We start from the raw sequence: 24,848 nt of genomic DNA, 5'->3' as shown, positions 1-24,848 counted from the left end.
CCCCGCCGGAGTACTGCTCGCTGCCGAAGCCGCCGCCCGCGAGGGCGAGCAGGGCGTTGACGGGGACGGAGAGCACCCCCGTGCGGGTCTCGCCGGTCAGCCGCCCCGATCCCGGGGACTGATCGGGGCCGGTGGCCCGGGCGGCGTCGTCCAGGGCCACGGTGACCTGGATCTTCGGTGTGCCGCTGCCACCGCCGCCCGGCCCGCCGGAGCCACCGCCCACCGAGTCGGTCTTCCCGGTGGCCGTCCCGCCGCCCGGCAGGGTCACGGTCACCGGGTCGCTGCTCTTCACCGTGCCCGCCTTGGCGGGGTTCAGCTGGACTGGAAGCGGGCCGTCCGCTCGGTGCCGGTCAAGGTGAGGACGGGCGTGCCCGGGCCGGGCTCGTCGCCGACCTGGGCGTCGTTGCGCCGTACCCGTTGCGGGCCGGAGGCGAAGGCGATGTCCTCCTTGCCGACCTCGCCGGCCCCGGGCAGCGTGCGGGCCTTCTGCCGGCGCTCGACCGCGGTCGCCGTGCCGGCCGCGGGTCGAGCCCGGTCCCGTACCCGAGGGCGACGAGGTTGCGCTTGAGCTGTCGCACGCCCTCGCCCTTGTCGCCCGCCTTGAGCTGCCGGTACACGGGCGTGGTCCCGTACATCAGGCGGACCGCCCCGCCGCCCACGTGGTAGAGCCTGCCGTGCCGGCAGACCTCGCGGCCCTGGCCGGGCCTTTCCGGCACCGGGCCGAGCGCCGTCACACGGCGGGCGAGGGTGCCGGCCCCGGTCTGTCGATCGTCGCCTCGATCAGCCGGGCCCACGGCGCCCGCGCGCGGGCGGAGGCGAATCCGGCGCCGGACGGGGGGGACGACCATCCGGGTCCGCTTCCGGCCCGCAGACGGGCCCCAGGACGACCGGAGCGGGCGATCTGCACCTTTTCACCCGGTGTGAGGCGCCCCACGCTTCCTTGACCCGGAGCGGAAGGGGTCCCTAGCTTCGATGGGGTGGCCCTGGGCCCCCTCCGCGGCACGGCCGCGCCGGCAGGGGCCGATCGGGGGGACGACGGGCGCGGTTCCCGCTCCCCGGACCGCATCGCACCGCACCGCACCGCACCGCACCGGCCACACGCGATCCGGCGACCGTACGCACCCGCAGAGGAAGAGCATCCATGGGCATGAGCAGCAGTTCCGTGCGCCGTCGACGGACGGGAGCCGCCGTGGCGGCGACCGTCCTCGGCCTCCTGGCGGCGGCCGGCACGCCGGCCTTCGCCGCGACGGACGCCTCCTCCGCCGCCGGCCGGTCGCCGGCCACGTCCTCGGCCGGTCCGGTCCACGCGGCCGCCGCCGTCCCGCAGGGCATCTCCCGGCTCGCCCAGGGCACGGGCCGCGACATCGCGATCACCGTCGACGACGGGCCGGACCCGACGTGGACCCCGCAGGTCCTGCGGGTGCTGCGGGAGAACCACGTCAAGGCCACGTTCTGCCTGGTCGGCACGCGCGCCCGGCAGTACCCGGAGCTGGTGCGCGAGATCGCGGCCGACGGACACCAGCTGTGCGACCACACCGTCGACCACGACGAGACCATGGACCACAAGCCCGTCGCCTACCAGCGGCAGCAGATCCTCGACGGCAAGGCCATGATCGAGGCGGCCGTACCGGGTGTCGCGGTGAACTACTACCGCGCGCCGGGCGGCGCCTTCACGCCCGAGAGCCGGGCGATAGCCGCGGCGAACGGGATGCGCCCCCTGGGCTGGAGCGTGGACCCCAAGGACTGGAGCCGCCCGGGCCTGCCGGCCATCGTCTCCGCGGTGGAGGGCAAGCTCCCCGAGCTGCCCACGGTCCTCTTCCACGACGGCGGCGGCGACCGCAGCCAGACCGTCGCCGCACTGCATCAGTACCTCCCCTGGCTCAGGTCCCAGGGCTACGCCTTCACCTTCCCGGCGCGGGCGGCGCACTGACGCGCGCGCGGAGCGCCGCCGCGAGCTCGGACGGGGAGTCCGCCGACGCGTAGAGCGTCGTCGCGTCCAGGCGTCCGAGGCGGCCCAGGTCCAGTCGGACGGGCGGGTCCAGGCGCAGGGCGACGTTGAGGGACGCCCCCACCGAGCAGGCCACCGCGCCCGGTTCGCCCGGCACGGGGCGCGGGCCGCGCCCCGGGACGGTGCGGATCACCGGCGCCGAGGACCGGACGGCCGAGCGGGGCAGGGCCACCTCCCCGAGGAACCCGGTCCGCACCACCACCCGCTCTTCGTCGACGGTGTGCGGATGCCGCAGCAGTGCGGCGACCAGCCCCAGCCCGGCCAGGACCACGAGCAGTTCGCACACCGCGTGCACGGGCCGCACGGCGGGCGGCAGCACCGAGGAGAGCACGACCGCCGTCACGACCTCCGTCACCGCCATGACCAGCACCAGCTGCCGCGTCGCCGCCGAGTGGCGCAGCCCCGGCCCGGTCCGGCGCACGAGCGGCCACCGCACCAGTGATCCGGCCCACACCCGCACCATCGCGGCCGTGGAAGGCCTGGGCGTCACGGCCCCCGTCATCCGCTCCTGCGCCGTCATACGCTCTCCCCGCCTCGTCGTCCCGTCCTCGTCCCTCCCAGGTTCGGGCCGGACCGCTCGGGCCGGAAGTGACGTATGTCAGGGATCTCCCCGCACCGGCCGACGCGACGGGTCAGGTCTCGCGCAGCGGGGCGTAGGCCTCGGCGTCGACTCCGAAGGTCCAGGCCACGCCCTGGCGGGCGGTGCGGGTGTCCGGCGGGACGCGGAGCCAGTACGTGCGGTGCGTGCCGTCCGGCTCCGGCGTGGAGTTGACGACCTCCACCATCACGACGTCCTCGTCGTCCGCCAGGGGTATGCGCCACAGCACGCCCGCCTCGTCCCGGTGCACCGGCTCGGCCCCGGAGGCGTCCAGGTAGCGCTCGTAGCCGTAGTGCTCCAGCATCACCCGGCGCAGCTCGGCGTTCTCCTCGCCCCGGATCCGCTCCGGCGTCAGCTCGCCCAGCCCGGCCAGGAAGCCGGCCGGTACGGGCATCCCGCGCCAGGCGTGCAGGGCGAAACCGTCCGGGAAGGCCAGGGCCGGCCCGTCGGCGCGGTCGAGGCGGCCCGCCTCGTCCCGGTGTAGTTCCACCGGGCGTTCGCAGACGACGGCCAGCCGCTCGTAGGGCCACCACCAGCCGGCCGTACGGGCCACCGCGGCGAGCCCGGCGAGCGGTGAGCCGGCCGCCGTGTCGAACGCGCACAGCCAGGCGGCGTCGTGCTGGCCGAGCACCGCGTCGAGGAGCAGCAGCCGCAGTGCGGACTCCTCGGCGGGATCCGCCGCGAGCGTCTCGACCAGCCCGGTGCGGATGCGCTCCGCCAGCCGCTCGGTGTTCTGCCACAGGCGGGCGCCGGTCAGGGCCCAGCGCCGACCCCAGCCGCGGGGTCCCAGCTCCGTGTGCAGCCGGTCGCGCTCGGCCGCCCACGGAAGGCTGCGCACCTGCTCGCGGACGCTGCGGCCCCTGGCCCCCGGTCCCCACTCCCCGTCGGGAGCGCCCAGCAGGAGGACCGCGGCGCGGGGCGAGTCCGCCCACAGGATCCGCTCGGGCTCGGGCAGCCCGGCCGCGGTGTAGGCCAGGCGGACCCCGGCCTCCGCGGCTTCCCGGTCCGCGGCCCCGGTGGCCGCGGCGGCAGCCCGCCACGGGCCGGTCCCGTCCGCCTCCCGCGCCGTCTCCGTCATGTCCGTGTCGTCCACCGCGGTCTTCGTCCTCACGGTCCCCACTCCCCTCAGTCCGCCACGATCCGTACGGCGCCGGGCACGTACTCCCGCTGCCGCACCACCCGGTACCAGCCCTTGGGCAGCGCGATCGCGGCGTGCTCCTCGTGCACCACGCGCCCGCCGTCGGGCAGGTGCAGCAGTTGCGGCCCGAACGGGCCCGCCTCGCGGACCAGCCGCCCCGGCCCCACCACCGCGTGCGCGTGCCCGGTCACCTCGCCCCGGGCCAGCACCAGCCGCCCCCGCGCGTCCCTCGGCTCCTGCGGGCCGTCGGCCGCCTGCGGCGGCACCGCAGACTCCCCGATCGGCACGATGAGCACGTCCCCCTGCCGGTACACGGCTGTCCCCTTCCCACGCGCCGCCCGGTGCGGCACATCCGGTTCCGAAGCTACGGGGAGGGTCTGACAACGGCCGCCGGCCCGCCCCGCCAGGGGCGCTGTCAGAGCCGCTTGCTACAACTTGCAGCACATCTCCGCGGCGGACGACGGCGCGACGGACCAGGAACGGCGAGGGACATGAGCTACGCGAGGCATCTGACGGAGTCGTACGGACTGCCCGTCTTCACGTTCCCGGGCCCGGGGAGCGAGGGCCCCGCCCCGCTCCCCGAGGCCGGCTCCGTCGCCTGGCGCATCGTCTCCGACGCCTACGACGCCGAGGAGACCTGGACGGAGGCCTTCGCCCGGTTCACCGCCGCCGTCGACACCTCCGGCGTCCGGGCGATCGTCGTCGGCGCCTGGGAGGAGGCGTACGACAGCGGACCCGAGGACATCGTCGAGGCGCTCGTGGCCGCTCGCGCCCAGCTCCCGGCCCTGCGGGCCCTGTTCCTCGGAGACATGGAGTCCGAGGAGTGCGAGATCTCGTGGATCAACCAGGGCGACGTCGGGCCGCTCCTGGAGAACTTCCCCGAGCTGGAGGAGTTCGGGGTCCGCGGCGGCACCGGGCTGGTGCTGGCCCCCTTCACCCACCGCCGGCTGCGCTCCCTGACCGTCGAGACCGGCGGCCTGCCCGCCCGGGTCGTCCGCGGCATCGCCGCCTCCGGGCTGCCGGCCCTCGAACACCTCGACCTCTGGCTCGGTACGGCCGAGTACGGCGGGGACTGCGCGCTCTCCGACGTCGAGCCCGTCCTCCAGGGGGACAGACTGCCGAGCCTGCGTCATCTGGCCCTGCGCAACAGCGACATCCAGGACGAGATCGCCGCCGCCATGGCCTCCGCGCCGGTGGTCGCCCGGCTGGAGACCCTGGACCTGTCCATGGGCGTCCTCACCGACCAGGGAGGCGCCGCGCTGCTCGGCGGCCAGCCCCTCACCCACCTCAAGAAGCTCGACCTGCACCACAACTACCTCGGCGACCCGCTGAAGCAGCGCTTCCGGGACACTCTGGACAGCGCCGGCGTCACCCTCGACCTCGACCGCGGCCACGCCGAGGAGGACGAGTGGGACGACCGCGTCTGGCGCTTCGTCGCCGTCGGCGAGTAGCGAGCCGGTCATGACGCAGCACACGCCCCCGCGCTGGGCGGTCGTCGGCAATCCGGAGAACCGCCGCGTCGCCCTGTTCCGCCGGGCCGTACGCGAGGCCGGGCAGCCCGCGCCCCGCATCGTGCCCTGGACCTCGGTCCTGCGCGGGGGCGGTGCCGCCTTCGCCGCCGACGAGCTGGTGCGCCTCGACTCCCCCGGGGAGGACCCCGAGGTGGACGCGCTCCTGCGCGGCGCCGCCGAACCCACCCGGGTCGAGGGCGGCGCCCGCTGGTACGCCCGCTTCACCGCGGCCGTCCGGAGCCTCAGCGGCGGCCTGCGCCTCGACGACCCCGGGGAACTCGCCGTCCTGTTCGACAAGCGGCTCTGCCACGCGGCCCTCGCCCGGGCCGGCGTGCCCGTGCCGGCGTCCCCGACCTCCGGCGGCGCCGTACCCGTCCGCGGCTGGGACGACGTACGGGAGCTGATGGCCGCGCACGCCATGCCGCGCGTGTTCCTCAAACCGGCGCACGGCTCCTCCGCGTCCGGCGTGGTCGCCGTCGAGACGGCCGGCCGGGGCCGGATCCGGGCCACCACCTCCGTCGAGACGGCCGCGGACGGCGGCCTGTACAACTCCCTGCGGGTGCGCCGCATCACGAGCGAGCAGGAGACCGCCGCCCTCGTCGACGCCCTCGCCCCCGACGGGCTCCAGGTCGAGCGCTGGTGGCCCAAGGCCTCCCTCGGCGGCCGGGCCGCCGACCTGCGCGTGGTCGTCGTGGCCGGCCGGGCCACCCACGCCGTCGTCCGCACCAGCCGCTCGCCCATGACCAACCTCCACCTCGGCGGCAGCCGCGGCGACCTCGCGGCCGCCACCGGGGAGGCGGGCCCGAGGTGGGCCGACGCCCTGAAGACCTGCGAACGGGCCGCCGCCTGCTTCCCCGGCACCCTGTGCGTGGGCGTCGACCTGCTGCCCGCCGTCGGCTGGCGGCGGTTCGCCGTCGCCGAGGTCAACGCCTTCGGCGACCTGCTCCCCGGGCTCACCGGCCTGCCCGGCAGCGGGGCCGAGGGCCTGGACACCTACGCGGCCCAGGTGGCCGCCGCACCGCACCACATCTCAAGGAACCACCGTGCACCTGCCTGACACCCACCCGGCGGCCGGAGCGGCCCTCCCGGCCCCCCGGCCCCGCGCCGCGGATCCCGACATGAACGAGGTCGTCGGCCGCGACGACCTGCTCCTGCTCACCCTGGACACCCTCCGCCACGACGTCGCCGCCGAGCTGGCCGCCGCCGGACGGATCCCGCACCTGGCCCGCCACCTGCCCGGCGGCGCCTGGGAGCGCCGGCACGCCCCGGGGAGCTTCACCTACGCCTCCCACCAGGCGATGTTCGCCGGATTCCTGCCCACGCCCGCCGCACCCGGGCCGCACCCGCGCCTGTTCGCCGCGCGCTTCGCCGGCAGCGAGAGCACCGCCGGGCGCACGTACGTCTTCGACACCCCCGACCTGGTCTCCGGGCTCGCCGCGGCCGGGTACCGCACGGTGTGCATCGGCGGCGTCGGCTTCTTCAACAAGCAGGGCGCGCTGGGCGGCGTCCTGCCCGGCATGTTCCAGGAGAGCCACTGGGAGCCCGCGTTCGGCGTGGCCTCGCCCTCCTCCTTCGAGGCCCAGGTGGAACGGGCCGAGCAGGTCGTCGCCGGACTCCCCGCCGACCAGCGGCTGTTCCTCTTCCTCAACGCCTCGGCGCTGCACCAGCCGAACTGGTTCCACCTGCCCGGCGCCACCCGTGAGGCCGGGGACACCCGCGCCAGCCACGCCGCCGCCCTGGAGTACCTGGACCGGCACGTCGGCCGCCTCTTCGCCGCGATGAGCTCGCGCCGCCGCTGCTTCGCCATCGTCTGCTCCGACCACGGCACGACCTACGGCGACGACGGCTACACCGGCCACCGCCTCGCCCACGAGGCCGTGTGGACCGTGCCGTACGCCCACTTCTTCCTGGAGCCTTCCGCATGACCGCCCCCGCCGCGCCCGCCGCCACCGCGCCCGTCCCCGCCCCGCACACGGCCACGGCGCCCCGGGCCGTCCGCCCGTACGAGAGCTACGTCTACGCCTACCCCCACAAGACCGCCTACCGGCCCCTGCCCGGCCGGCCGGACCTGCGCGAGCTGTGGCGTGACGAGCCGAAGCAGGCCCTCTCGCTCTACGTCCACATACCGTTCTGCGAGGTCCGCTGCGGTTTCTGCAACCTGTTCACCCGCATCGGCGCCCCCGAGGGCCTCACCGGCCGCTACCTCGACGCCCTCGACCGCCAGGCGGCAGCCGTGCGCGAGGCGCTCGGCGACGACGGCCCGGTCCGGTTCGCCAACGCCGCCTTCGGCGGCGGCACGCCCACGTTCCTCACCGCCGACGAGCTGAACCGGCTGTGCGACATCGCCGAGCTGCGCATGGGCGCCGACCTGCGGGCCGTGCCGCTCTCCGTGGAGGCCTCCCCCGCCACCGCGACCGCCGACCGGCTCGCCGTCCTCGCCGAGCGCGGCGCCACCCGCCTCAGCCTCGGCGTCCAGAGCTTCGTCGAGGAGGAGGCGCGCGCCGCCGTGCGCCCCCAGCGGCGCGCCGACGTCGAGGCCGCGCTCGGCCGGATCCGCGAGGCCCGCATCCCCGTCCTCAACATCGACCTCATCTACGGCATCGACGGCCAGACCCCCGCCGGCTGGCGCGCCTCCCTGGACGCGGCGCTCGCCTGGGAGCCCGAGGAGCTGTACCTCTACCCCCTCTACGTCCGCCCCCTCACCGGCCTCTCGCGGCGCACCGCCCACACCGACCGCGAGTGGGACGAACAGCGCCTGGCCCTGTACCGGCAGGGCCGCGACCACCTGCTGGCGCAGGGGTACGAGCAGGTGTCGATGCGGATGTTCCGCCGGCCCGGCGCGGCGCCCCAGGGCCCCGACGACCACGCCTGCCAGACCGACGGCATGATCGGCCTGGGCTGCGGCGCCCGCTCCTACACCTCCGCCCTCCACTACTCCTTCGACTACGCCGTCGACATGGGCCAGATCCGGGCGATCGTGGACGCGTACACGGCCACCGCCGACTTCGGGAGCGCCGTGCACGGCCGGTACGTCGACGGCGACGAGGCCCGCCGCCGCCACCTCCTGCAGTCCCTGCTCCAGGCACAGGGCCTGCCGGTCGCCGACTACCGCGCGCGGTTCGGCACGCACCCGTCCGAGGACTTCCCCGCCGAGCTCGCGGACTTCGCCGCGCGCGGATGGCTGGACGGGACGGCGCCGGACGCCCTGCTGCGCCTGAGCCCCGAGGGGCTCGCGCACTCCGACGCGCTCGGCCCGGCGCTCTTCTCCCCCGCCGTCCGCGCCGCCATGGCCGCCTACGCACCGAAGTAGGCCGCCCCATGGACCTCACGATCCTCTACCGGGGCCCGCTCGCCTCCTGCGACTACGACTGCCCGTACTGCCCGTTCGCCAAGCGCCGTGACGGCCCGGAGCTGCTGCGCGCCGACCGGGCCGCCCTCGAACGCTTCACCGCCTGGGCGGGGGCGGCCTCCGGCGACCGGCTCAGGATCCTGTTCACCCCGTGGGGCGAGGGGCTGGTCCGCTCCTGGTACCGGCGCGCCCTGGTGGAGCTCTCGCACCTGCCGCACGTCGAGCGCGTGGCGATCCAGACCAACCTGAGCTGCCGCACGGACTGGCTCGCCGACGCCGACCCCGACACGCTCGCCCTCTGGTGCACGTACCACCCCGGGCAGACCCCGTACGACCGCTTCCTGACGAAGGTCCACGACCTCGCCGACCGGGGCGTGCGCCACAGCGTCGGCATCGTGGGCCTGCCGGAGAACCTCGCGCACGCCCGCCGGCTGCGCGCCGCCCTGCCCGCGCAGGTGTACCTGTGGGTCAACGCCGCCGAGGGCCACGCGTACACCGACGCCGAGGCCGACGCGTGGACGGCCGTCGACCCGCTGTTCCCGTACAGCCGCCACCCGCACCGCTCGGCCGGCCTGCCCTGCCGTACGGGCGAGTCGGTGGTGTCGGTGGACGGCGAGGGCACGGTCCGCCGCTGCCATTTCGTGCGCGCGGAGCTCGGCAACCTGTACGACGGCTCATACCGCGCCGCGCTCGGCCCGCGCCCCTGCCCGCTGGCCGTCTGCGACTGCCACATCGGCTACGTGCACCTGGAGACGCTCCCGCTGTACGACGTGTTCGCGGGCGGGGTCCTGGAACGCGTCCCCGCTCCGGGGGTCCTCGGGGGCTCCCGGTGACGGGCCGTCGACCGCACGGCCTGCCCCGGTGACGCCGGGTTCCAGCGCGCGGTGCGGTCGCGCCGGCTCGTCCGGGTGCCGGGCGGCGGCGATGCGGGCACGGGCCCACAGGGGATGGCACACGGGATGACTCCTGTCGTCGCGGGCGGCCGGCGGGACCGCGCAAGGCGCGGTCGTCCGGATGTCGGAAGGCTAAGTCCGGGCGCCGGGCCCGTGCTTCTCCGATCCTGACCGGTCCGTCCGCGACGGCCCGCCCGCCCCCGGCGGCCCGGACGGGCACCGGTGCCCCGTCAGGGGATACTGGGGCGCGGCCGATTCGAACATCATCCGTACACCGAGCCCCGCCCCGCGGCTTCACCGCCCGGCCGGCGGTCCTGTCCCACCCTCCCGCGAGGAGCACCACGCGCATGTCGACACCCCCTCAGCCACCTCCGTACGGTCAGCAGCCGTACGGGCAGCAGCCGTACGGGCAGCAGCCGGGGCCTTACGGACAGCCCGGACCTCCGGGACCTCCCGGAATGCCCGGGCCCGCGGCGCCGTACGGCGCTCCGCAGGGCTGGTACCCGCCGCCGCAGAAGACCAACGCGACGGCGATCGTGGCCTTCGTGATGTCGATCGTCTGCGCGATACCGACGGTTCCGCTGATCCTCGGCATCGTCTCCCTCTCCCAGATCCGCAAGAACGGTGAGAAGGGCAGGGGGCTGGCGATCGCGGCCATCGTCATCCACGGCCTGACCATCGCGTTCTACGCGGTCGCGATCGTCCTCGGGCTGTCCGGGGCCTTCGACGAGGGCCCGCGGCCCCAGCGCGACACCCAGGGCCAGGTCACCGCGCCGGGCTCCAGCAAGGTGGAGGACATCCGCAAGGGGGACTGCTTCAACACCGACGACGACCTGGCGAAGACCCAGAAGGGCGACGGCACCCAGGCCCGCCTGTCGGTGCGGACCGTTCCCTGCACCCAGCCCCACGAAGGCGAGGCCTACGCCGTCTTCACGCTCGACGGCGGTGTGTTCCCGGGCGCGGAGAAGGTCGTCGCGATCTCCGAGGAGAAGTGCGGCGGGACCGCGCTGACCGACTACGTGGGCAGCGCCGCGAAGCTGCCGAAGAGCCTCGAGGTCTTCTACTACTACCCGCAGCCCAGCAGCTGGGCGCTGGGCGACCGCACGGTCACCTGCTTCCTGGGCAGCTCCGGCGGCACGAGCACCGGCTCGGCCCGCGCCGGTTCCTGACCCTCCGTCCTCGGCCGCCGTCCCACGGGAGCGGCGGCCGAGGACGAGCCGGAGCGGCCTTCTGTACGGGCGTCCCGGCCGCGACCGGTCAGAGGACGGGCGGCCCCGCCTCGACGCGGCGCAGCACGGCGGGCAGGCTGTCCAGGTCGGGGCCGCCCTGGACCTGGCGTTCGTCCCACCAGGTGGCTCCGGCGTCTCGGAGCGGCCCGATCACCTCCCCGGCCTTGGCCGCGTCGGGGGGCGTGGCCCCGCCGAGCACGAGCTCGAAGGGGCGCCCGGCCCCCTCCGTGCGGTGTTCGTCCACATAGGCCACCAGCTCCCGCACCTCGGCCACATCGGGCACGTGCCCGTGCCGGGCCGTCTCGAAGAGCGGGACCGCGCCGTCCCACCGGGCCGCCCTTCTCATGGGCGCGCGGTGCGGCCAGAACCCGCCGATCCACACGGGCGGGCCGGGCCGCTGCACGGTGGCCGGCAGCAGGGCGACGTCCCGGACCTCGTAGTGCCGGCCTCGGTGGTCCACCGGCTCCCCCGACCAGAAGCGCGCCAGCAGGTCGAGTCCCTCGTCGAGGCGTTCGGCCAGGACGCGCGGCCCGGCGGTGTCGCCGAAGCTGTGGTACTCGTCCTCGGCCGGGCCGCCCAGGCCGGCGGCGAAGACCACCCTGCCGCCGGTGAGCTGGTCCAAGGTGGCCACCTGGCGGGCCAGTTGCTGCGGCCGGTAGCGGGGGACCGGGGTCAGGAGGGTGCCGATCCGGATCCGGGAGGTCGCCAGCGCGGCGGCGGTCAGCAGGATCCAGGGGTCCGCGAAGGGCCGCCCCTGGTGCCTGCGGTGCAGTACGTGGTCCCAGACGAAGAGCCCGTCCCAGCCTGCCTGTTCCGCGGCCGTCGCCACTTTCGCGACGTTGCGGGGATCTGCGAAGTCACCGAAGTTCGGGATGTTGACGGAGAAGCGCATCCCAGCATGATGCGCGGCCGGCCGGTCCCGGGCCATCGAATTCCCGGCGGCCCGGTGCACCGGGCCGGTGTCCCCGGGCACGGTCCGCGAGGCGGCCTGGTGCGGGGCGGGGGCCGGCGTCATAGTCGGGGCATGACCCACGAGATCCCCGCCGCCGCCGAACGGGCCCTCGCCTTCGACCGGGCCGCCCGTGCCTACGCCGCCTACCGGCCCGCGTACCCGGCGGGCGTCCTCGACGCCGTCGAGGAGCTCGGCGGGCTGCGGCTGGCCGGGGCCCGGGTGGCCGATGTCGGCGCCGGCACCGGCATCGCCTCCGGGGCGCTGCACGGGCGCGGGGCCCGGGTGACCGGTATCGAGCCCGGGGCCGCCATGGCGGCGCAGTTCCGCCGGGACCTCCCGGAGGTGCCGCTGGTCCGCGGCGACGGCAACCGGCTGCCGCTGGCGGACGGCTCGCTGGACCTGGTCGCGTACGCCCAGTCCTGGCACTGGACCGACCCGGCGCTGGCGGTCCCCTCGGCCCTGCGGGTCCTGCGCCCCGGGGGCGCGCTCGCCCTGCTGTGGAACGATCCCGACCCGTCCGTGCCGTGGGTGGCCGAGCAGCAGGCCCGGATCGTGGAGCGGATCGGCGACGGCTGCTACATCAGCGACCGCACCCTGCCGGGCGGGCTGTCCTGGCGCACCCGGGAGCTGCGCTGGTCGCGCGCGGTCACCGTCGACTTCCACCTGGCGAAGCTGGCGACGCACTCGGCGTTCATCCTGCTGGGCGCGGCCGGCGCCGCGGAGTTCCTCGCGGAGGAGCGCAAGCACCTGCTGCGGCGCTTCCCCGACGGTGCGCTGGAGGAGCCGTACACCGCCTTCGTCGCGGTGGCCCGCCGGCCCGACGCTCCGGCCGGCGGGCGCCCGTCGGGCTGATGCGAGCAGCGGGCGGGGGTCCGCCTCGACGGCCCGGCCTGCCGGTGCGCCAGTCCTCGGTCCTTCTTCTGCGCCGGGTTCTCGACGAGGTCCTGCGCCTGGTCGACCGCCGTGTCGATCGACCGTCTCCTCCGCTGGATTCCTGCAAGGGACATGATTCCACGGCGGCGCCGTGGCGAGCGGCGGGAGGGGCATCCGGACACAGGTGCGAAGGACGGGAGCCGCCGGACGCGGAGGACGGCCGTCCGGGCGATGCCCGGGGCGCGCGCACCCGGTCCCGGCGCGCCTCGGCCCCGGGCGGGGCCCGCGGTGCAGGATCGGGGGCGGCGGCCCCGACGGGGGCGCCCGGCACCGCCCCACCGTGTGAAGAGGTCCGGCCATGAGGCTGCTCGACGATCCGCCGCCCCCGTGCCCCGGCCCCGTTCGGGCGGTGGCGCCGTGACCACCGGGCCTGAGGGCCGCTACGGCGAGTCAGTCTTTCGCCCCGAGCAGGCGGGCGAGGGGGAGCGCATCGACTTCGGCGCCCTCGCGTACGACGACGTCACCATGGCCCGGCTGCGGGCGCTCGGGGTCGGCCCCGGGTGGAGCTGTCTCGACGTGGGCGCCGGGACGGGTACGGTCTCGCGCCGGCTGCTGGACGAGGCCGGGGTGGCGGGTGTGCTCGCCGTGGACCGGGACGTGCGGTTCCTCGCCGCGCGGCCCGGCCTGGAGGTAGTGAAGGCCGACGTCACCGGCCCGGGGTTCGCCGCGGGCCGCCGCTTCCGCCTCGTGCACGCGCGTTTCGTCCTGATGCACCTGCCCGAGCGCGAGCGCGTCGTCGCGGCTCTGGCGGAACGCGTCGAGCCCGGCGGTGTGCTGGTGCTCAGCGACGCGGTCGACCTGGCGGGCGACCGGGCGCCCGCCACGCCGTACACCGACGCGATGCGGGCGATGTGGGCCGGGCTGCGGACCACGATCGGGACGGACGTGTCCCGGGTGCCCTCGTACCCGCGGCTGCTGCGCGGGGCGGGACTCCTGCCGGTCGCCGCGGAGGTGTACGTGCCGCCGCTGGTGCCCGGCAGTCCCATCAGCCGCTTCTGGGCGGACACCTGGGAGCGCAGCCGCACGGCGATGGTCGGCACCGGCCTGGTCGACGACGCCGCCCTGGACGCGGCGGTCCGCTACCTGGCCTCCGAGGAGTGCGCCGCGCTGTCGGCCGGCATGCTCACGGCCTGGGGGTGGAAACCGGCGGGGCCCGCCGCGGGCTGACCCCGTCCGCGCGGGCGGCGGGCACGGCGCGCGTGCGCCGTGCCCGCCGCGCTGGGTCGGTCACCGGTTCGCTTCGTGGATCTTCCTCATCCGGGCCGCCGCGTCCGCCCTGGACTCCTCCATGCGGCCCTCGGCCTTCTCGGCCCGGCCCTTCATCTCCATGCCCTTGTCATCGGCCATCGAGCCGATCTCTTCCTTCGTCCTGCCCTTGCGCTGCTCGGCCTTGCCCTTCGTCTTGCCCATGTCGGCCTCCCGGCTGGGGTACGGAATGCCTGGCGGCTACCCGGAATGCGGGGCCGCATGCTCCCCGGATCGGCTGGTGCCGCGCCGCAGGCATGAACGCGCGCGACGGTGGTAGACGCAGTGGGTCCCCCCGTCCGAGAGGGACCAGGAGGTACTCATGATTATCCTCGGTGTCATTCTGCTGATCATCGGTTTCCTGACCGGGATCTCGATCCTGTGGACCATCGGCGTGATCCTCGTGGTCATCGGCCTCGTGCTGTGGCTGCTGGGCGCCGTCGGGCACGCGGTGGGAGGGCGGAAGCACTACTACTGACCGGCCGCACCCGGGGCACGGCGCACACCGCGACGCCCCCGCCCCCCGCCTCCCCGGCGACCCCTCGCCGCCGGGGGGCCGGCCGGGCCGGACGACGGGCTCCCGACGAAGCGCCTCGGTCCCGAGCCCCCACCTGTGACCGCCGCCCGGCAGCCGAACGGGCCCGGCGGTCTTCCGGGTGGGGCGGTGAACCGGCAGGATGGCGCGGCGGAGGGGACGGTGGCGGGCGGGGTGGAGGGGCTTGTGGGGGCTGGGCCGGAGCATGAGCTGCGGGACGGGCTGTACCGGGATCCGTATCCGCTGTACGAGCGGGCGCGGCGGGCCGAGGGGCTGGTGTTCGTGCCCGAGGTCGGTGCCTGGCTGGTGGCGCGCGACGAGGACGTCCGGGAGGTGCTGCGGCGGGACGGGGACTTCTCCTCCGCCAACGCGCTGCTGCCCGACGTGGTCGTGTCGGAGGCGGCGCTCGGGGTGCTGGCGGGCGGGTTCGGGCCGCGGCCGACCGTCGTCTCCTGCGACGGGGCCGCCCACCGCCGCCACCGCGCCCCGCTCAACCGGGCGCTGTCCACCGCGCGGTCGGCGGCGCTGCTGCCGTACGCCCGGGAGTGCGCGCGGGAGCTGGTGGCCGAGTTCGCCGGGGCCGGTTCCGCCGAGCTGGTGGAGGCGTACGCGCGCAAGCTCCCCGGGCTGGTGGTGGGGCGGCTGGTCGGACTGGACCCGGCGGACGTGCCCGCCGCCGTGCACGGCGGCTACCGGGCCGAGGAGCTGCTGTTCCGCCCGCTCGCGCCCCGGGAGCAGGTGGCCGCCGCCGCGGACGTCGTCGCCCTGCAGCAGCTGCTGGACGGGTACGTCCGCGAGCGCAGGGCGCGGCCCCGTGAGGACCTGTGCTCGGACCTGGCGTCCGCCGCCGCCCCGCCGGGCGCCGCACTGGGCCTCGAAGAGCGTCACGAGCTGGTGGCCCACCTGCAGAACCTGCTGATCGCCGGCTTCCTGACCACCGGCGCCCTCATCGCCACCACCCTGCTGCACCTGCTCTCCGACCGCAGGCAGTGGGAGCTGCTGTGCTCCGATCCGGCGCTCGTACCGGCGGCGGTGGAGGAGGGCCTGCGGTTCGACACCGCGATCCAGGCCTTCCGCCGGGTCACGACCCGTCCGGTGGAGCTCGCCGGGACGGAGCTGCCGGCCGGCGCCGCCCTGCTCGTGGCGTACGCCTCGGCCAACCGTGACGGGCGCCGGTACGAGGACGCCGGCGTCTTCGACGTCCGCCGGCCCGGGGGCCCGCCCCACCTCGCCTTCGGTCACGGGCCCCACGCCTGCCCGGGCGCGCACCTGGCCCGCGGCCAGCTCCGGCTCACCCTGGAGCTGTTCACGGGGGCCCTGCCGGGCCTGCGGCTCGACGGGACCCGGCCCGCCCCGCGGATGCGCCCCACCCTCATCCACCGCTCGCCCGAGGCCCTGCACGTGACCTGGTGAAGCCCGTCGGGTGCGAAGATGCTGCTGTCGGAGCGGATGGACGGGCGGCGGAGGGCGGGCGAGCGGTGGCGGACGGCCGGACGGAGCGGGGACGGCGGACCCGGGAGAAGATCGCGGACGCCTTGCTCGAACTCCTCGACGAGGGGGTCGTGGAGTTCCCAGCGGAGCGCGTGGCCGAACGGGCCGGGGTCTCGCGCCGGCTGGTGTTCCACCACTTCGCCGACATGTCCGAGCTCGTCGACCTCGCCATCACCCGGCGGCTGGAGCAGCTGGCCGAGCAGATCCGGCCGCTGCCCGTGACGGGCCCGCGGCGCGAGCGGGTGGCGGCGCTGGCCGAGCAGCGGGCCCGCATCCTGGAGTGGATCACCCCGGCCCGGCTGACGCTCATGCGGATCGAGCACCCCTCTCCGCGCATCGTGCAGGTCACGGACGAGGCGTTCGCGGACGCCCGGCGCCGCGTCGCGGAGATCTTCGCGGAGGAGCTCCGCGTTCTCGACGGGGACCGGGCGGCCGCCCTGCTGGACGGCTTGGACGCGGTGACCACCTGGGGGGCCTGGCACCACTGGCGCTCCGGCGGGAAGAGCCCGGCGCAGGCGCGTGCGGCGATGGAGGCCACCGTGCTGAACCTGCTGGTCGCGGCGGACCACCCGCGGCCCTGAGGCCGCCCGCCGGCGGGTCAGCCCAGGGCGACCTCCCCGGCCCGCGCGGTCACGGTCACCCCGGCCGCCCCGACCGAGACGCCCGTGGGCCGCAGGCCGAGGGGCAGGGCCGGGAGGGTGCGGGTCTGGCGGGCGAGCGCCCGGGTGATCAGCGGGCTGCCGGGGTCCAGGGGCCGTCCGGCCAGGGAGGCGGACTCCGCGTGCAGGGACAGGACCGCGCCGTCGAGCCGGACGTCCGCCGTCAGCGTGAACGGGGCGCCCAGGACGCTGCGCCGGACGAGCAGTCGGCCCCCGCCCGCGTCGGAGAGGCTCGTGCCCCCGTCCGCGGCGTCGCCGAGGGAGGCGTAGGGGGCGGTGAACCGGGCCGAGGCCGAGGACGCCCGGTATCCCCCGCCCCCGCCCTGCGGGGTGACGTCGTCGAGGGTGACGTCGGCCGTGACGGGGCGGCCGCGGTCGGTGGTCGCGCCGGCGCGCACCCGGACCTCGGGGTAGCCGTGGCGGGCGGCGTGCAGGAGGAAGGGGAACCCCTCGACGGTGACCTCGGGCCGTGCCGTCAGGCCCGGCTGCCGCCGGGCGATCCGGTCCGCGAGTCGGCTCTCGGCCAGGCCGCGGGCGGTGGCGTCGGCGACGGGCAGGGCGAGCAGCAGGACGGCGGCGGCCGCGGCGAGGGCCGTGCGGGGGCGCCGGAGGGCGCGCGGGGAGGGCATGCGGATCCTCATCGGGGGTTTCTCGCGGTCCCTTCGGGGGCTCTTCACGGTCTCCTCGGCGGCTTCTCGGGGGCTTTGCATGCTCTTCGGGGGACTCTTCCGGGGGCGCTTCGGGTGTCTCACGGGGTGGGGAGGGCGGGCCGCGCGGGGTGCGGGACGGCGGGGTCGGCCTCCCCGCCGTCCGTCCCCTCCCCGCCGTCCGTCCCCTCCCCGGCGTCCGACGGCCCCGCGCCGGCCGACGCCGGACCGGTGTGGGCGGAACCCTCGATGTCCAGGTCGGGCAGGATCCGGTCCAGCCACCGCGGCAGCCACCAGCCCCGGTCCCCGAGCAGGGTCATCGTGGTGGGCACCAGCAGCCCGCGCACGACGGTGACGTCCAGGGCCACGGCCGCGGCCAGCCCCGTGCCGAACATCTTCACCACGGGGTCGTCCGAGAGCAGGTAGGCGAGGAAGACGCTCACCATGATCAGTGCGGCGGAGGTGATGATGCGGCCGGTGGAGGCCAGTCCGAGGACGACCGCCCGGCGGCCGTCGCCGGTTTCGAGGTACCGCTCGCGGACCGCGGTGAGCAGGAAGACCTCGTAGTCCATGGACAGGCCGAACAGCACGGCGAACATCAGCAGCGGCACGTATCCGGGCACCGGCACCGGCCCCTCCAGCCCGATGGCCCGCGCGCCCCAGCCCCACTGGAACACCGCGGTGAGGACCCCGTACGCGGCGGCGACCGACAGGAGGTTGAGCACGGCCGCCTTGAGGGCGAGGAGGGGTGAGCGGAAGGCCGCCAGGAGGAGCAGCCCGGCCACGGCCACGACCACGCCGATCACGGCGGGCAGCCGGTCCGCGAGGCGGTCGTTGAGGTCGGCGACCGCCGCCGGGGCGCCGCCCACGTGCGCGGTGCCCGCGCCGCCGGCGGTGGCACCGGGCAGCACCCGCGCGCGCAGGGTGTCGACGAGCCGTGCCGTGTCCGGGTCTCCCGGGGCGGTCGTGGGCGTGACCTGCCAGCGCACGGTGCGGGCGTCGGCGGAGATCTGCGCCGGGCCCACCGAGGCCACGCCCGGGGTGCGGGCCAGGGCCGTCGAGACCTTCGCAATGCGGGGGTCCTGGGGTCCGGCGGGGGCGGTGGGGAGGGTGTCCGTCACCTGGAGGGGGCCGTTGACGCCCGGTCCGAACGCGGCCGAGAGCCGCTCGTAGGCGGTGCGGCTGGCGGAGCCGGCCGGCTTGTCCCCGGCGTCGAGCTGGCCGAAGGCGAGTCCGGCGGCCGGGGCGGCGAGCAGGAGGAGCAGGGCGAGGCCGGCGAGCAGGTGGCGCCAGGGCCGGGCGGCGACCCGTTCGGCCAGCCGATGCCAGCCGGCCGCGGGCCGGCCGGAGGCTGCGGGGTCGGCGGCCGGCGGGGCGGAGCCGAGGAACCGGCCCAGCAGGCTCAGCAGGGCGGGCAGCAGGGTGAGGGTGGCCGCGACGGCGACCAGCACCGCCACCGCCGGGGCCAGCGCGAGGGCGTGCAGCAGCGGCAGCCCGCCGAGGGCGAGCCCCGCCAGCGCGGCGATCACCGCGCAGCCGGCGAAGGCGGCGGCCTTGCCGGCGGTGGCCGTGGCGAGGGCCGCCGCCTCCGCCGCGGCGGCGCCGCGGCCGCGCAGCTCGCGGAAGCGGGTGAGGCTGAACAGGGTGTAGTCGATGCCGACGCCCAGGCCGATCATGGCGGCGATGGTGGTGCCGGAGGAGGGCATGTCCATGAGGTGTCCGGCCAGGCCGACGGCGGCCAGGGACACGGCCAGCCCGGCGATGCCGATGACCAGGGGGAGCCCGGCGGCGGCCGCCTTGCGGAAGCCGAGGAGGAGCACCACGGCGGCGGCCGCCAGGCCTATGAGCTCGCTGTGGCCGGTGTCCGGCCGGTCCACGGCGGCGGCCAGGTCTCCGCCCGGGGTGACCTCGACGCCGGCGGCGCGGGCCGGGGCCGCGGCGTCGACGATCCGGTCGGTGAGGCCGGGCGTGATGTCCCGGCCGGTGACGTCCAGCGCGACGGAGAGGTAGGCCGTGTGCCCGTCCGCGGCGACCGCCGGGCCGCCCGGGCGGTCGTAGGGCGAGACGACGCCCACGACGTGCGGCACGCCGGCCACCGCCCGGGCGCTCTGCTCCACCGCGGCCCTGGCGGCCTGCCCGGTCAGGACCGGGCCGTCGGCCGCGGTGTGCAGGACGAGCGGCTGGTTCCCCGAGGCGGGCCCCGGGAAGGCCCGCGCCGCGGTGTCCAGGGCGGCCTGGCTGTCGCTGCCGGGGATCCTCACCGCCTCGCTGGTGACCCGTCCGTAGGCCAGGACGGCGCCGCCCAGCGCCAGGAGCAGCAGGAGCCACGCCGCCACCACCCGTTTCGGCCGGTGGGCACACCAGCGCCCCAGTGCGAGGAACATCCGGTACTCCCCTTCCGTCCGGCGCGGGCGGGCCGCGCCGGAGTCGATCACACATTCATTGCACTAGCCGTGCAGCCATTACGCTTGCACTCGGCGTGCAACAATGTCAATCGGAGAGTCGGACCGGTGGGGGAGGCCGTGGGTGCAGGCCCCCTCAGGGCATGGTCCAGTGGAACTTCCCGCCGCCGACCCACCGGACCTCGTCCAGGTCGTCGAGGTCGTGGATGGTGACGCCCTCCTCGGCGGCGATCAGCAGCACGTCCGTCATCGACGTCGCCCTGCCCACGACCTCTCCGTCGAACTGGACGATGCGGAAGGGCGGTTCGCCGGGCTGGACGCCGAGGACGGTGATGCGCGCCGGGGAGATGTGGGGTGCCGATCCTTCAGTCATGGGAAGACGGTTCCACGAGGCGGCCGGGGACGGGCCCGGCGACACGTTTTCGGGGCTCCGATCCACCGCTTGCGGTTCCCGGCGCACCCCTCACCGCCCGCGGGCGAGCCGCTCGACGGCCTCCAGGACGCGTCCCGCTCCGTCCTCGGTGCGCATGCGCTCCGCGGCCGCCCGGGCGGCCCGGGCGTACTCCGGGCGCTCCACCGCCCGGCCCAGGGCGTCGGCGAGCAGCTCGGCGGTGAGGGACCCGAAGGGGATCGGGGCGGTGGCGGCGCCGGTCGCGGCGAGGCGGCGCGCCCAGAACGGCTGGTCCGCCGTGACGGGGACCGGCACCGCCGGGACGCCGGCCCGCAGCGCGGCCGCCGAGGTGCCGGCCCCCGCGTGGTGGACGACCGCGGCCGTCCGCGGCAGGAGGAGGGCGTGCGGGACGTCCCCGACGGTGAGGACGTCCGGGCCGTCCGCGGCCGCGAGTCCGGCGCTGCCGCCCTGGAGGATGCCGCGCAGCCCGGCACGGCGCAGGGCCCGTACGGCGAGCTCGCCGAGCCGCTCCCCCTCGCCGGAGGCCATGCTGCCGAAGCCGATGAGGACGGGCCGGGGGCCGGCGTCGAGGAAGTCCTCCAGGGCCTCGGGGAGCCGGGCGTCCGCGTCGACGTGGGGCCACCAGTTGCCCACCACGTCCAGGCCGGGCCGCCAGTCGGACGGCGCCGGCGCCAGGGCCGTGCTGTAGCCGTGCAGGACGGGCCAGCGCGCCCGCTCCTGCCTGCGGCGCATGGCGGAGGCCGCGAGCGGCGGCAGCGCGAGGCGCTCGCGCAGCCGGGCGACGCCCTGTTCGGCGATCCGGTCGGCCATGCGCAGGGCGAGGCGTCCGGCGGCGCGGTTGCCGAGGCGGCCCAGTGAGCGCGCGCCGGTGACGACCGGCGGGAAGTCGCCGGTGGGCGTGGTGGGCTGGAGGTAGACGCCGAGGGCGGGCGTGCCGGTGGCCTCCGCGAGGTGCCAGCCGAGCGGGGCCGTGGTGGTGGACAGCAGGAGCAGGTCCGTGTCCCCGTCCACGGCGTCGGCGAAGCCCTGGCCGAGTTCGGTGAGGAAGGCGGCGGCGGTGCGCATCAGCCCGCGCCGGTCGGCGGCGTCGCCGCGCGGCCGGGTGTCTGCGGCAAGGCCGCGGAACTCCAGTCCCGCGGCGCGTACGAGGGGGGCGAAGGCGCCGGTGGCGGCCAGGGCGACCTCGTGGCCGGCGCCGCGCAGTGCGGCGCCCAGGCCCGTGTAGGGGTCGACGTCGCCGCGCGATCCGGCGGCGGCGATCAGTATCTTCATCGGTTCTCTTCCGGGTCGGTACGGGCGGGCGCGCGACGGGCGGCGTTGGCGTGGACGGCCTCGTGGAGGTAGGCGGCCAGGCCCGGGCGCTGCTGCGAGGGCGGTACGACGAGGGCGAAGGCGCGGGGGTCGGCGAGGAAGTCGTCGGCGATGCGCCGGTGCATGTCGGGCGGGCAGGAGGTGAACCACCGCGAGATGTGCAGGCGGTGTTCCTCGGCGAGGTCCCCGGCCCGCTCCCCGTCGCCGGGCTCCCCCTCGTCGAAGGCGGTGAGGAGTTCGGCGCGCCAGGCGGTGGCCTCGCGCATGAGCCGGCGCCAGTCCTCCTTGGTGTGGGCGGCGGCGCGCGCCATCGCCTCGCGGCGGCCCTCCGACCCGGTCCACTTCAGCTCCGCCTCCGTGGCGTAGCTGAGGTCGAAGGCGATCTCCCCGAACACCTCGAAGCGCTCCTGCGGGGTCATCGCGACCCCCGTCCGCTGGACCTCGATGGCCCGCTCGGCCACCTCGGAGAGCCGCTGGAGCCTGGCGATCTCCTCGCTCAGCCGCCGTTGGCGGGCCTGGAGGTGCTCCAGGGCGTTCGCCTGCGGGTCCTCCAGGATCGCGGCCGTCTCGTCGAGGGTGAACCCGAGCTCGCGGTAGAAGAGGACCTGCTGGAGCCGGGCCAGGTCCGCGTCGTCGTAGAGCCGGTAGCCGGCGTGGCTGCGGCTGCCGGGAGAGAGCAGCCCGGCCTTGTCGTAGTGGTGCAGCGTGCGCACCGTCACCCCGGCGAACGCCGCGACCTGACCCACCGAGTAACCCATCCGCCTGCCCTTTCGTCGGCTTCAGCCTGAAGCCTGACGTAGGGGGAGGGTCAACTCCGGCCGGGGGCCGCCCCTGCGGGCCGTCGGACGGCGGCGGTCAGCGCCTGAGTTCGACGGCCAGGAGGTCCATCAGGAGGCCGTCGTGCCAGGTGCCGTCCGGGCCGCGCTCGTACTGGCGCATGGTGCCGACCGGCCGGAAGCCGACCTTCTCGTAGCAGCGGATCGCCGCGGCGTTGTCGGCCGCCGGGTCGATGACGAGGCGGTGGAAGCCGTGGTCGTCGACGAGGTGGCGGGCGAGGGTGCGCACGGCGTCGGTGCCCAGGCCGATGCCGTGCACGGCGGGGTCGAGGAAGAGGTCGATCCCGGCGTGCCGGTAGTCCGGCTCCTCCTCGGCGTGCCACTGGATCATGCCGACGATCCGGTCCCGGTGGCTGATGGTGAGGCGGATCGTGTCCGTGTCCTCCAGATCGCCGGCGATCTCCGCCTCCAGGTCGTCCTCGCCGCGCCACCGGGCGCGGACCTCGGGAGTGGCCCGGATGGCGGCCAGGGCGGGGACGTCCTCGGTGAGGGTGGGGCGCAGGACGACGGAGGCACCTCGCAGCACGGTCATGAGCAGGCAGGGTATAGGTGGGGGCGGGCGGGCGCCCGCTGTTAGTTTCGGGTTCCCCCCGTCTTCGAAAGTGGTCCTCGTGCTCGTCGTTCGCTCGGTCGCCCTGTTCCTCGCCGCCGCCCTCTTCGAGATCGGCGGCGCCTGGCTCGTCTGGCAGGGGGTGCGGGAGCACCGGGGGTGGGCGTGGATCGGCGCGGGGGTCATCGCCCTCGGCGTGTACGGGTTCGTCGCGACCCTCCAGGAGGACGCGAACTTCGGCAGGATCCTGGCGGCCTACGGCGGGGTGTTCGTGGCCGGGTCGCTCGCCTGGGGCATGGTCCTCGACGGGTACCGCCCCGACCGGGCGGACGTCGTGGGGGCGCTCATCTGCCTCGCCGGCGTGGCGGTGATCATGTACGCGCCGCGCGGGTGACCCGCGCCGGAGCGCGGGCGGGCGCCACGCGCGCCACGCCGGGCCGCCGCAAACCCTCGGCCCGGCGCCGCGTCCGGCCGAGACTGGCCCGATGGACTTCGGAATAGCGCTGCCCCAGTACGGGGACCACGCCCGACCCGAGTGGATCGTGCCGTTCGCCCGGCAGGCCGAGGAGGCCGGCTTCGGCCTGCTGTGGGTCGGCGACCGGTCCCTCGCACCGGTCTCGCCCAGCGACCTCTACCCCGGCCACACGGCGCGGGACCCGTACCCGGCCGGGTTCCGCACCTTCCTGGACCCGTTGACCGTGCTGACCGCCGCGGCCGGGGCGACCACCCGGGCCCGGCTCGCCACGAGCACCCTCAACGCCCCCTGGTACCCGCCGCTGCTGCTGGCCCGCACCCTCACCACCCTCGACGCGCTCAGCGCGGGCCGGCTGGTCGCCGGACTGGGCCTGGGCTGGCTGCGCGACGAGTACACCGCGGTCAACGCCGACTTCACACGGCGCGGCGCCCTGCTGGAGGAGGTCCTCGACGTCCTGCGCGGCTACTGGACGCGGGAGGTGTTCGGGCACGAGGGCCCGCACTGGTCGATCCCCGAGTCGTACGTCGGCCTGCGCCCGGCCCGGCCCGGCGGGCCGCCCGTGCTGCTCGGCGGCCTCTCCCCCGCCGCGATGCGCCGCGTGGGCCGCCGCGCCGACGGCTGGGCCGGGGTGCTGCTGCCGCCGGACGCGGAGGCGGGGCTGTGGGACGTGGCGCGGCGGGCCGCCGAGGAGGCCGGCCGGGATCCCGGGGCGCTGACCCGGCACATCCGCTACAACGTCCGCCCCGGCGCCGGCGCCGGCGCCGACGCCATCGCCTCGGTGCTCGACGGGGTACGGGCCTCGGGCGCGGACAGCGCCTTCGTCGACCTCCAGCAGTGCACGGCCGGGCCCGCCGAGGCCCTGGAGCTCGGGATTGCGGCGCTGGAGCGCGTACGGGCGGGCTGACCGCCCGCACACCCGTCCGCCGGCCCGCGCGGGCCGGCGGACGGGGCTCAGGGGCGCGGGGTCAGGGGCGCCGGCCGGCCGGGCCGTGGCCGACGAGGGAGCGGAAGCGGTCCGGCAGGGCCCGGAGCCAGGCCGCCCGGTCGGCGGCGATCTCCCTCAGCCGGGCGTCGTCGTTGCGGGCGACGAGATGGCCCATGTAGCGCTCGTCGAACCGGGTGTACTCCCGGTGCAGCGTGCGCAGGGCGCCCGCCACGGCCCGCTCGTCGGCCTGGGCCAGGTCGGCCAGTGCGGCGACGTGGGCCTTCCAGCGCCCCTCGACGGCCTGGTGCAGCAGGCCGACGAGTTCGGCGTCCCGGCCGAGGAGGTCGAGCAGGTCCTCCGTGCCCAGGCCCAGGGCGTCCGCCAGGAGCAGGGTCTGGCGGTCGGTGCCGGGCCAGCGGCGTTCGGCCTCGGCGGCGGCGTAGGCGTACGGGTCCATGCCGATGCGCAGGGCCAGGCGTTCGGCGGTGAACCCGCGTGCCAGGCGGTGCTCGCGCAGGGTGCCGGGCCGTACGGCCATGAGGACCACGACCGGGCACCACAGGGCGTCGGCCAGGGCGAGGAGTTCGGGTTCGGTCGGGGGGACCGTCCCGGCTTCCCAGGCGTGGACCGCTTCCGTCGGCCGGTCCAGGCCCAACTGGGCCATCGCGACGACCACATGGCCGGGCGTCATGCCCAGGCGCAGGCGTGCGGCCCGGGCCTCGGCGGGGGAGAACGGGGGTGTGGGCACG

Annotated in this window: 26 protein-coding genes; 14 read left to right on the top strand and 12 right to left on the bottom strand. The window is 76.2% G+C overall.

Annotated features, from left to right (window positions below):
- The first annotated feature begins 1,147 nt into the window (after window positions 1-1,147).
- Window positions 1,148-1,930 carry a polysaccharide deacetylase family protein gene (locus ACIRBY_RS02625; RefSeq protein ID WP_403894947.1) on the top strand — a complete coding sequence of 261 codons (783 nt, stop codon included), beginning with the start codon at window positions 1,148-1,150 and terminating at the stop codon, window positions 1,928-1,930.
- Here ACIRBY_RS02625 and ACIRBY_RS02620 read toward each other — a convergent pair.
- The 3 genes from ACIRBY_RS02620 to ACIRBY_RS02610 all read right to left on the bottom strand — a co-directional run bounded on the left by ACIRBY_RS02620 (window position 1,902) and on the right by ACIRBY_RS02610 (window position 4,058).
- Window positions 1,902-2,528: a hypothetical protein gene (locus ACIRBY_RS02620; protein ID WP_403894944.1), complete on the bottom strand. Its 627-nt coding sequence runs from the start codon at window positions 2,526-2,528 to the stop codon at window positions 1,902-1,904. The two genes, ACIRBY_RS02625 and ACIRBY_RS02620, sit on opposite strands and share 29 nt — an antisense overlap.
- A gap of 112 nt (window positions 2,529-2,640) precedes the next feature.
- Window positions 2,641-3,684 (bottom strand): DUF6745 domain-containing protein, encoded by a 1,044-nt coding sequence (locus ACIRBY_RS02615; RefSeq protein WP_403895273.1) that lies wholly within the window; start codon window positions 3,682-3,684, stop codon window positions 2,641-2,643.
- Window positions 3,685-3,731: 47 nt separating this feature from the next.
- Window positions 3,732-4,058 carry a hypothetical protein gene (locus ACIRBY_RS02610; protein WP_403894942.1) on the bottom strand — a complete coding sequence of 109 codons (327 nt, stop codon included), beginning with the start codon at window positions 4,056-4,058 and terminating at the stop codon, window positions 3,732-3,734.
- Window positions 4,059-4,235: 177 nt separating this feature from the next.
- Here ACIRBY_RS02610 and ACIRBY_RS02605 point away from each other — a divergent pair, with 177 nt between their 5' ends.
- The 6 genes from ACIRBY_RS02605 to ACIRBY_RS02580 all read left to right on the top strand — a co-directional run bounded on the left by ACIRBY_RS02605 (window position 4,236) and on the right by ACIRBY_RS02580 (window position 10,666).
- Window positions 4,236-5,195, top strand: a complete 960-nt coding sequence (locus ACIRBY_RS02605; RefSeq protein ID WP_403894939.1) for an STM4015 family protein — start codon at window positions 4,236-4,238, stop codon at window positions 5,193-5,195.
- Between the two features lie 10 nt (window positions 5,196-5,205).
- Window positions 5,206-6,312, top strand: a complete 1,107-nt coding sequence (locus ACIRBY_RS02600; RefSeq protein ID WP_403894936.1) for an STM4014 family protein — start codon at window positions 5,206-5,208, stop codon at window positions 6,310-6,312.
- Between the two features lie 61 nt (window positions 6,313-6,373).
- Entirely contained in the window at window positions 6,374-7,180 is an 807-nt protein-coding gene (locus tag ACIRBY_RS02595) for an STM4013/SEN3800 family hydrolase (RefSeq protein WP_403895271.1), read from the top strand.
- Entirely contained in the window at window positions 7,177-8,565 is a 1,389-nt protein-coding gene (locus ACIRBY_RS02590; RefSeq protein ID WP_403894934.1) for an STM4012 family radical SAM protein, read from the top strand. Before ACIRBY_RS02595 ends, ACIRBY_RS02590 begins: the two co-directional genes overlap by 4 nt.
- Window positions 8,566-8,573: 8 nt before the next feature.
- A complete protein-coding gene (locus ACIRBY_RS02585) occupies window positions 8,574-9,437 on the top strand; it encodes an STM4011 family radical SAM protein (protein ID WP_403894931.1) in 864 nt (287 codons plus the stop codon).
- 518 nt (window positions 9,438-9,955) lie between these two features.
- Entirely contained in the window at window positions 9,956-10,666 is a 711-nt protein-coding gene (locus ACIRBY_RS02580) for a DUF4190 domain-containing protein (RefSeq protein WP_403894928.1), read from the top strand.
- A gap of 88 nt (window positions 10,667-10,754) precedes the next feature.
- Here the strand turns inward: ACIRBY_RS02580 and ACIRBY_RS02575 are convergent, their stop codons facing one another.
- On the bottom strand, window positions 10,755-11,618 hold the full coding sequence (locus ACIRBY_RS02575; RefSeq protein ID WP_403894925.1) for an LLM class flavin-dependent oxidoreductase: 864 nt from the start codon (window positions 11,616-11,618) through the stop codon (window positions 10,755-10,757).
- 132 nt (window positions 11,619-11,750) lie between these two features.
- On the opposite strand from ACIRBY_RS02575, the gene ACIRBY_RS02570 reads away from it, so the two are divergent.
- Window positions 11,751-12,530 carry a class I SAM-dependent methyltransferase gene (locus tag ACIRBY_RS02570; protein ID WP_403894923.1) on the top strand — a complete coding sequence of 260 codons (780 nt, stop codon included), beginning with the start codon at window positions 11,751-11,753 and terminating at the stop codon, window positions 12,528-12,530.
- Window positions 12,531-12,968: 438 nt separating this feature from the next.
- Window positions 12,969-13,778 carry a class I SAM-dependent methyltransferase gene (locus ACIRBY_RS02565; protein ID WP_403894921.1) on the top strand — a complete coding sequence of 270 codons (810 nt, stop codon included), beginning with the start codon at window positions 12,969-12,971 and terminating at the stop codon, window positions 13,776-13,778.
- Window positions 13,779-13,838: 60 nt separating this feature from the next.
- Here ACIRBY_RS02565 and ACIRBY_RS02560 read toward each other — a convergent pair whose 3' ends face one another.
- On the bottom strand, window positions 13,839-14,021 hold the full coding sequence (locus ACIRBY_RS02560; protein WP_403894918.1) for a CsbD family protein: 183 nt from the start codon (window positions 14,019-14,021) through the stop codon (window positions 13,839-13,841).
- Window positions 14,022-14,178: 157 nt separating this feature from the next.
- Here ACIRBY_RS02560 and ACIRBY_RS02555 point away from each other — a divergent pair, with 157 nt between their 5' ends.
- From ACIRBY_RS02555 to ACIRBY_RS02545, 3 genes are all read left to right on the top strand, one after another.
- Entirely contained in the window at window positions 14,179-14,334 is a 156-nt protein-coding gene (locus ACIRBY_RS02555; RefSeq protein WP_366454784.1) for a DUF6131 family protein, read from the top strand.
- Between the two features lie 243 nt (window positions 14,335-14,577).
- Entirely contained in the window at window positions 14,578-15,804 is a 1,227-nt protein-coding gene (locus tag ACIRBY_RS02550) for a cytochrome P450 (RefSeq protein ID WP_403895269.1), read from the top strand.
- Between the two features lie 65 nt (window positions 15,805-15,869).
- Window positions 15,870-16,463: a TetR/AcrR family transcriptional regulator gene (locus ACIRBY_RS02545; protein WP_403894916.1), complete on the top strand. Its 594-nt coding sequence runs from the start codon at window positions 15,870-15,872 to the stop codon at window positions 16,461-16,463.
- A 17-nt stretch (window positions 16,464-16,480) separates the two neighbouring features.
- On the opposite strand, the gene ACIRBY_RS02540 is transcribed toward ACIRBY_RS02545, so the two are convergent.
- The 6 genes from ACIRBY_RS02540 to ACIRBY_RS02515 all read right to left on the bottom strand — a co-directional run bounded on the left by ACIRBY_RS02540 (window position 16,481) and on the right by ACIRBY_RS02515 (window position 22,681).
- Window positions 16,481-17,182: a DUF2993 domain-containing protein gene (locus ACIRBY_RS02540; protein WP_403894913.1), complete on the bottom strand. Its 702-nt coding sequence runs from the start codon at window positions 17,180-17,182 to the stop codon at window positions 16,481-16,483.
- A 107-nt stretch (window positions 17,183-17,289) separates the two neighbouring features.
- Window positions 17,290-19,623: an MMPL family transporter gene (locus ACIRBY_RS02535; protein ID WP_403894911.1), complete on the bottom strand. Its 2,334-nt coding sequence runs from the start codon at window positions 19,621-19,623 to the stop codon at window positions 17,290-17,292.
- Between the two features lie 103 nt (window positions 19,624-19,726).
- On the bottom strand, window positions 19,727-19,963 hold the full coding sequence (locus ACIRBY_RS02530) for a hypothetical protein (protein ID WP_403894908.1): 237 nt from the start codon (window positions 19,961-19,963) through the stop codon (window positions 19,727-19,729).
- Between the two features lie 90 nt (window positions 19,964-20,053).
- Entirely contained in the window at window positions 20,054-21,274 is a 1,221-nt protein-coding gene (locus ACIRBY_RS02525; RefSeq protein WP_403894905.1) for a glycosyltransferase, read from the bottom strand.
- Window positions 21,271-22,071, bottom strand: coding sequence for a MerR family transcriptional regulator (locus ACIRBY_RS02520; protein WP_403894902.1), 801 nt, complete (start codon window positions 22,069-22,071; stop codon window positions 21,271-21,273). The genes ACIRBY_RS02525 and ACIRBY_RS02520 overlap by 4 nt, the downstream gene beginning before the upstream one ends.
- Before the next feature lie 97 nt (window positions 22,072-22,168).
- Window positions 22,169-22,681: a GNAT family N-acetyltransferase gene (locus ACIRBY_RS02515; RefSeq protein WP_403894899.1), complete on the bottom strand. Its 513-nt coding sequence runs from the start codon at window positions 22,679-22,681 to the stop codon at window positions 22,169-22,171.
- A 79-nt stretch (window positions 22,682-22,760) separates the two neighbouring features.
- On the opposite strand from ACIRBY_RS02515, the gene ACIRBY_RS02510 reads away from it, so the two are divergent.
- Window positions 22,761-23,093: a YnfA family protein gene (locus ACIRBY_RS02510; RefSeq protein WP_403894896.1), complete on the top strand. Its 333-nt coding sequence runs from the start codon at window positions 22,761-22,763 to the stop codon at window positions 23,091-23,093.
- 91 nt (window positions 23,094-23,184) lie between these two features.
- Complete coding sequence (locus ACIRBY_RS02505; protein ID WP_403894893.1) at window positions 23,185-24,078, top strand: TIGR03619 family F420-dependent LLM class oxidoreductase; 894 nt, start codon at window positions 23,185-23,187, stop codon at window positions 24,076-24,078.
- 61 nt (window positions 24,079-24,139) lie between these two features.
- On the opposite strand, the gene ACIRBY_RS02500 is transcribed toward ACIRBY_RS02505, so the two are convergent.
- On the bottom strand, window positions 24,140-24,847 hold the full coding sequence (locus ACIRBY_RS02500; RefSeq protein WP_403894890.1) for a helix-turn-helix domain-containing protein: 708 nt from the start codon (window positions 24,845-24,847) through the stop codon (window positions 24,140-24,142).
- Window position 24,848: the final 1 nt, after the last annotated feature.

Origin of the sequence: Streptomyces sp. NPDC096136 (genome assembly GCF_044763325.1) — a bacterium.
Taxonomy (GTDB): Bacteria; Actinomycetota; Actinomycetes; order Streptomycetales; family Streptomycetaceae; genus Streptomyces.
This window is presented reverse-complemented; position numbering and strand designations above follow the sequence as displayed.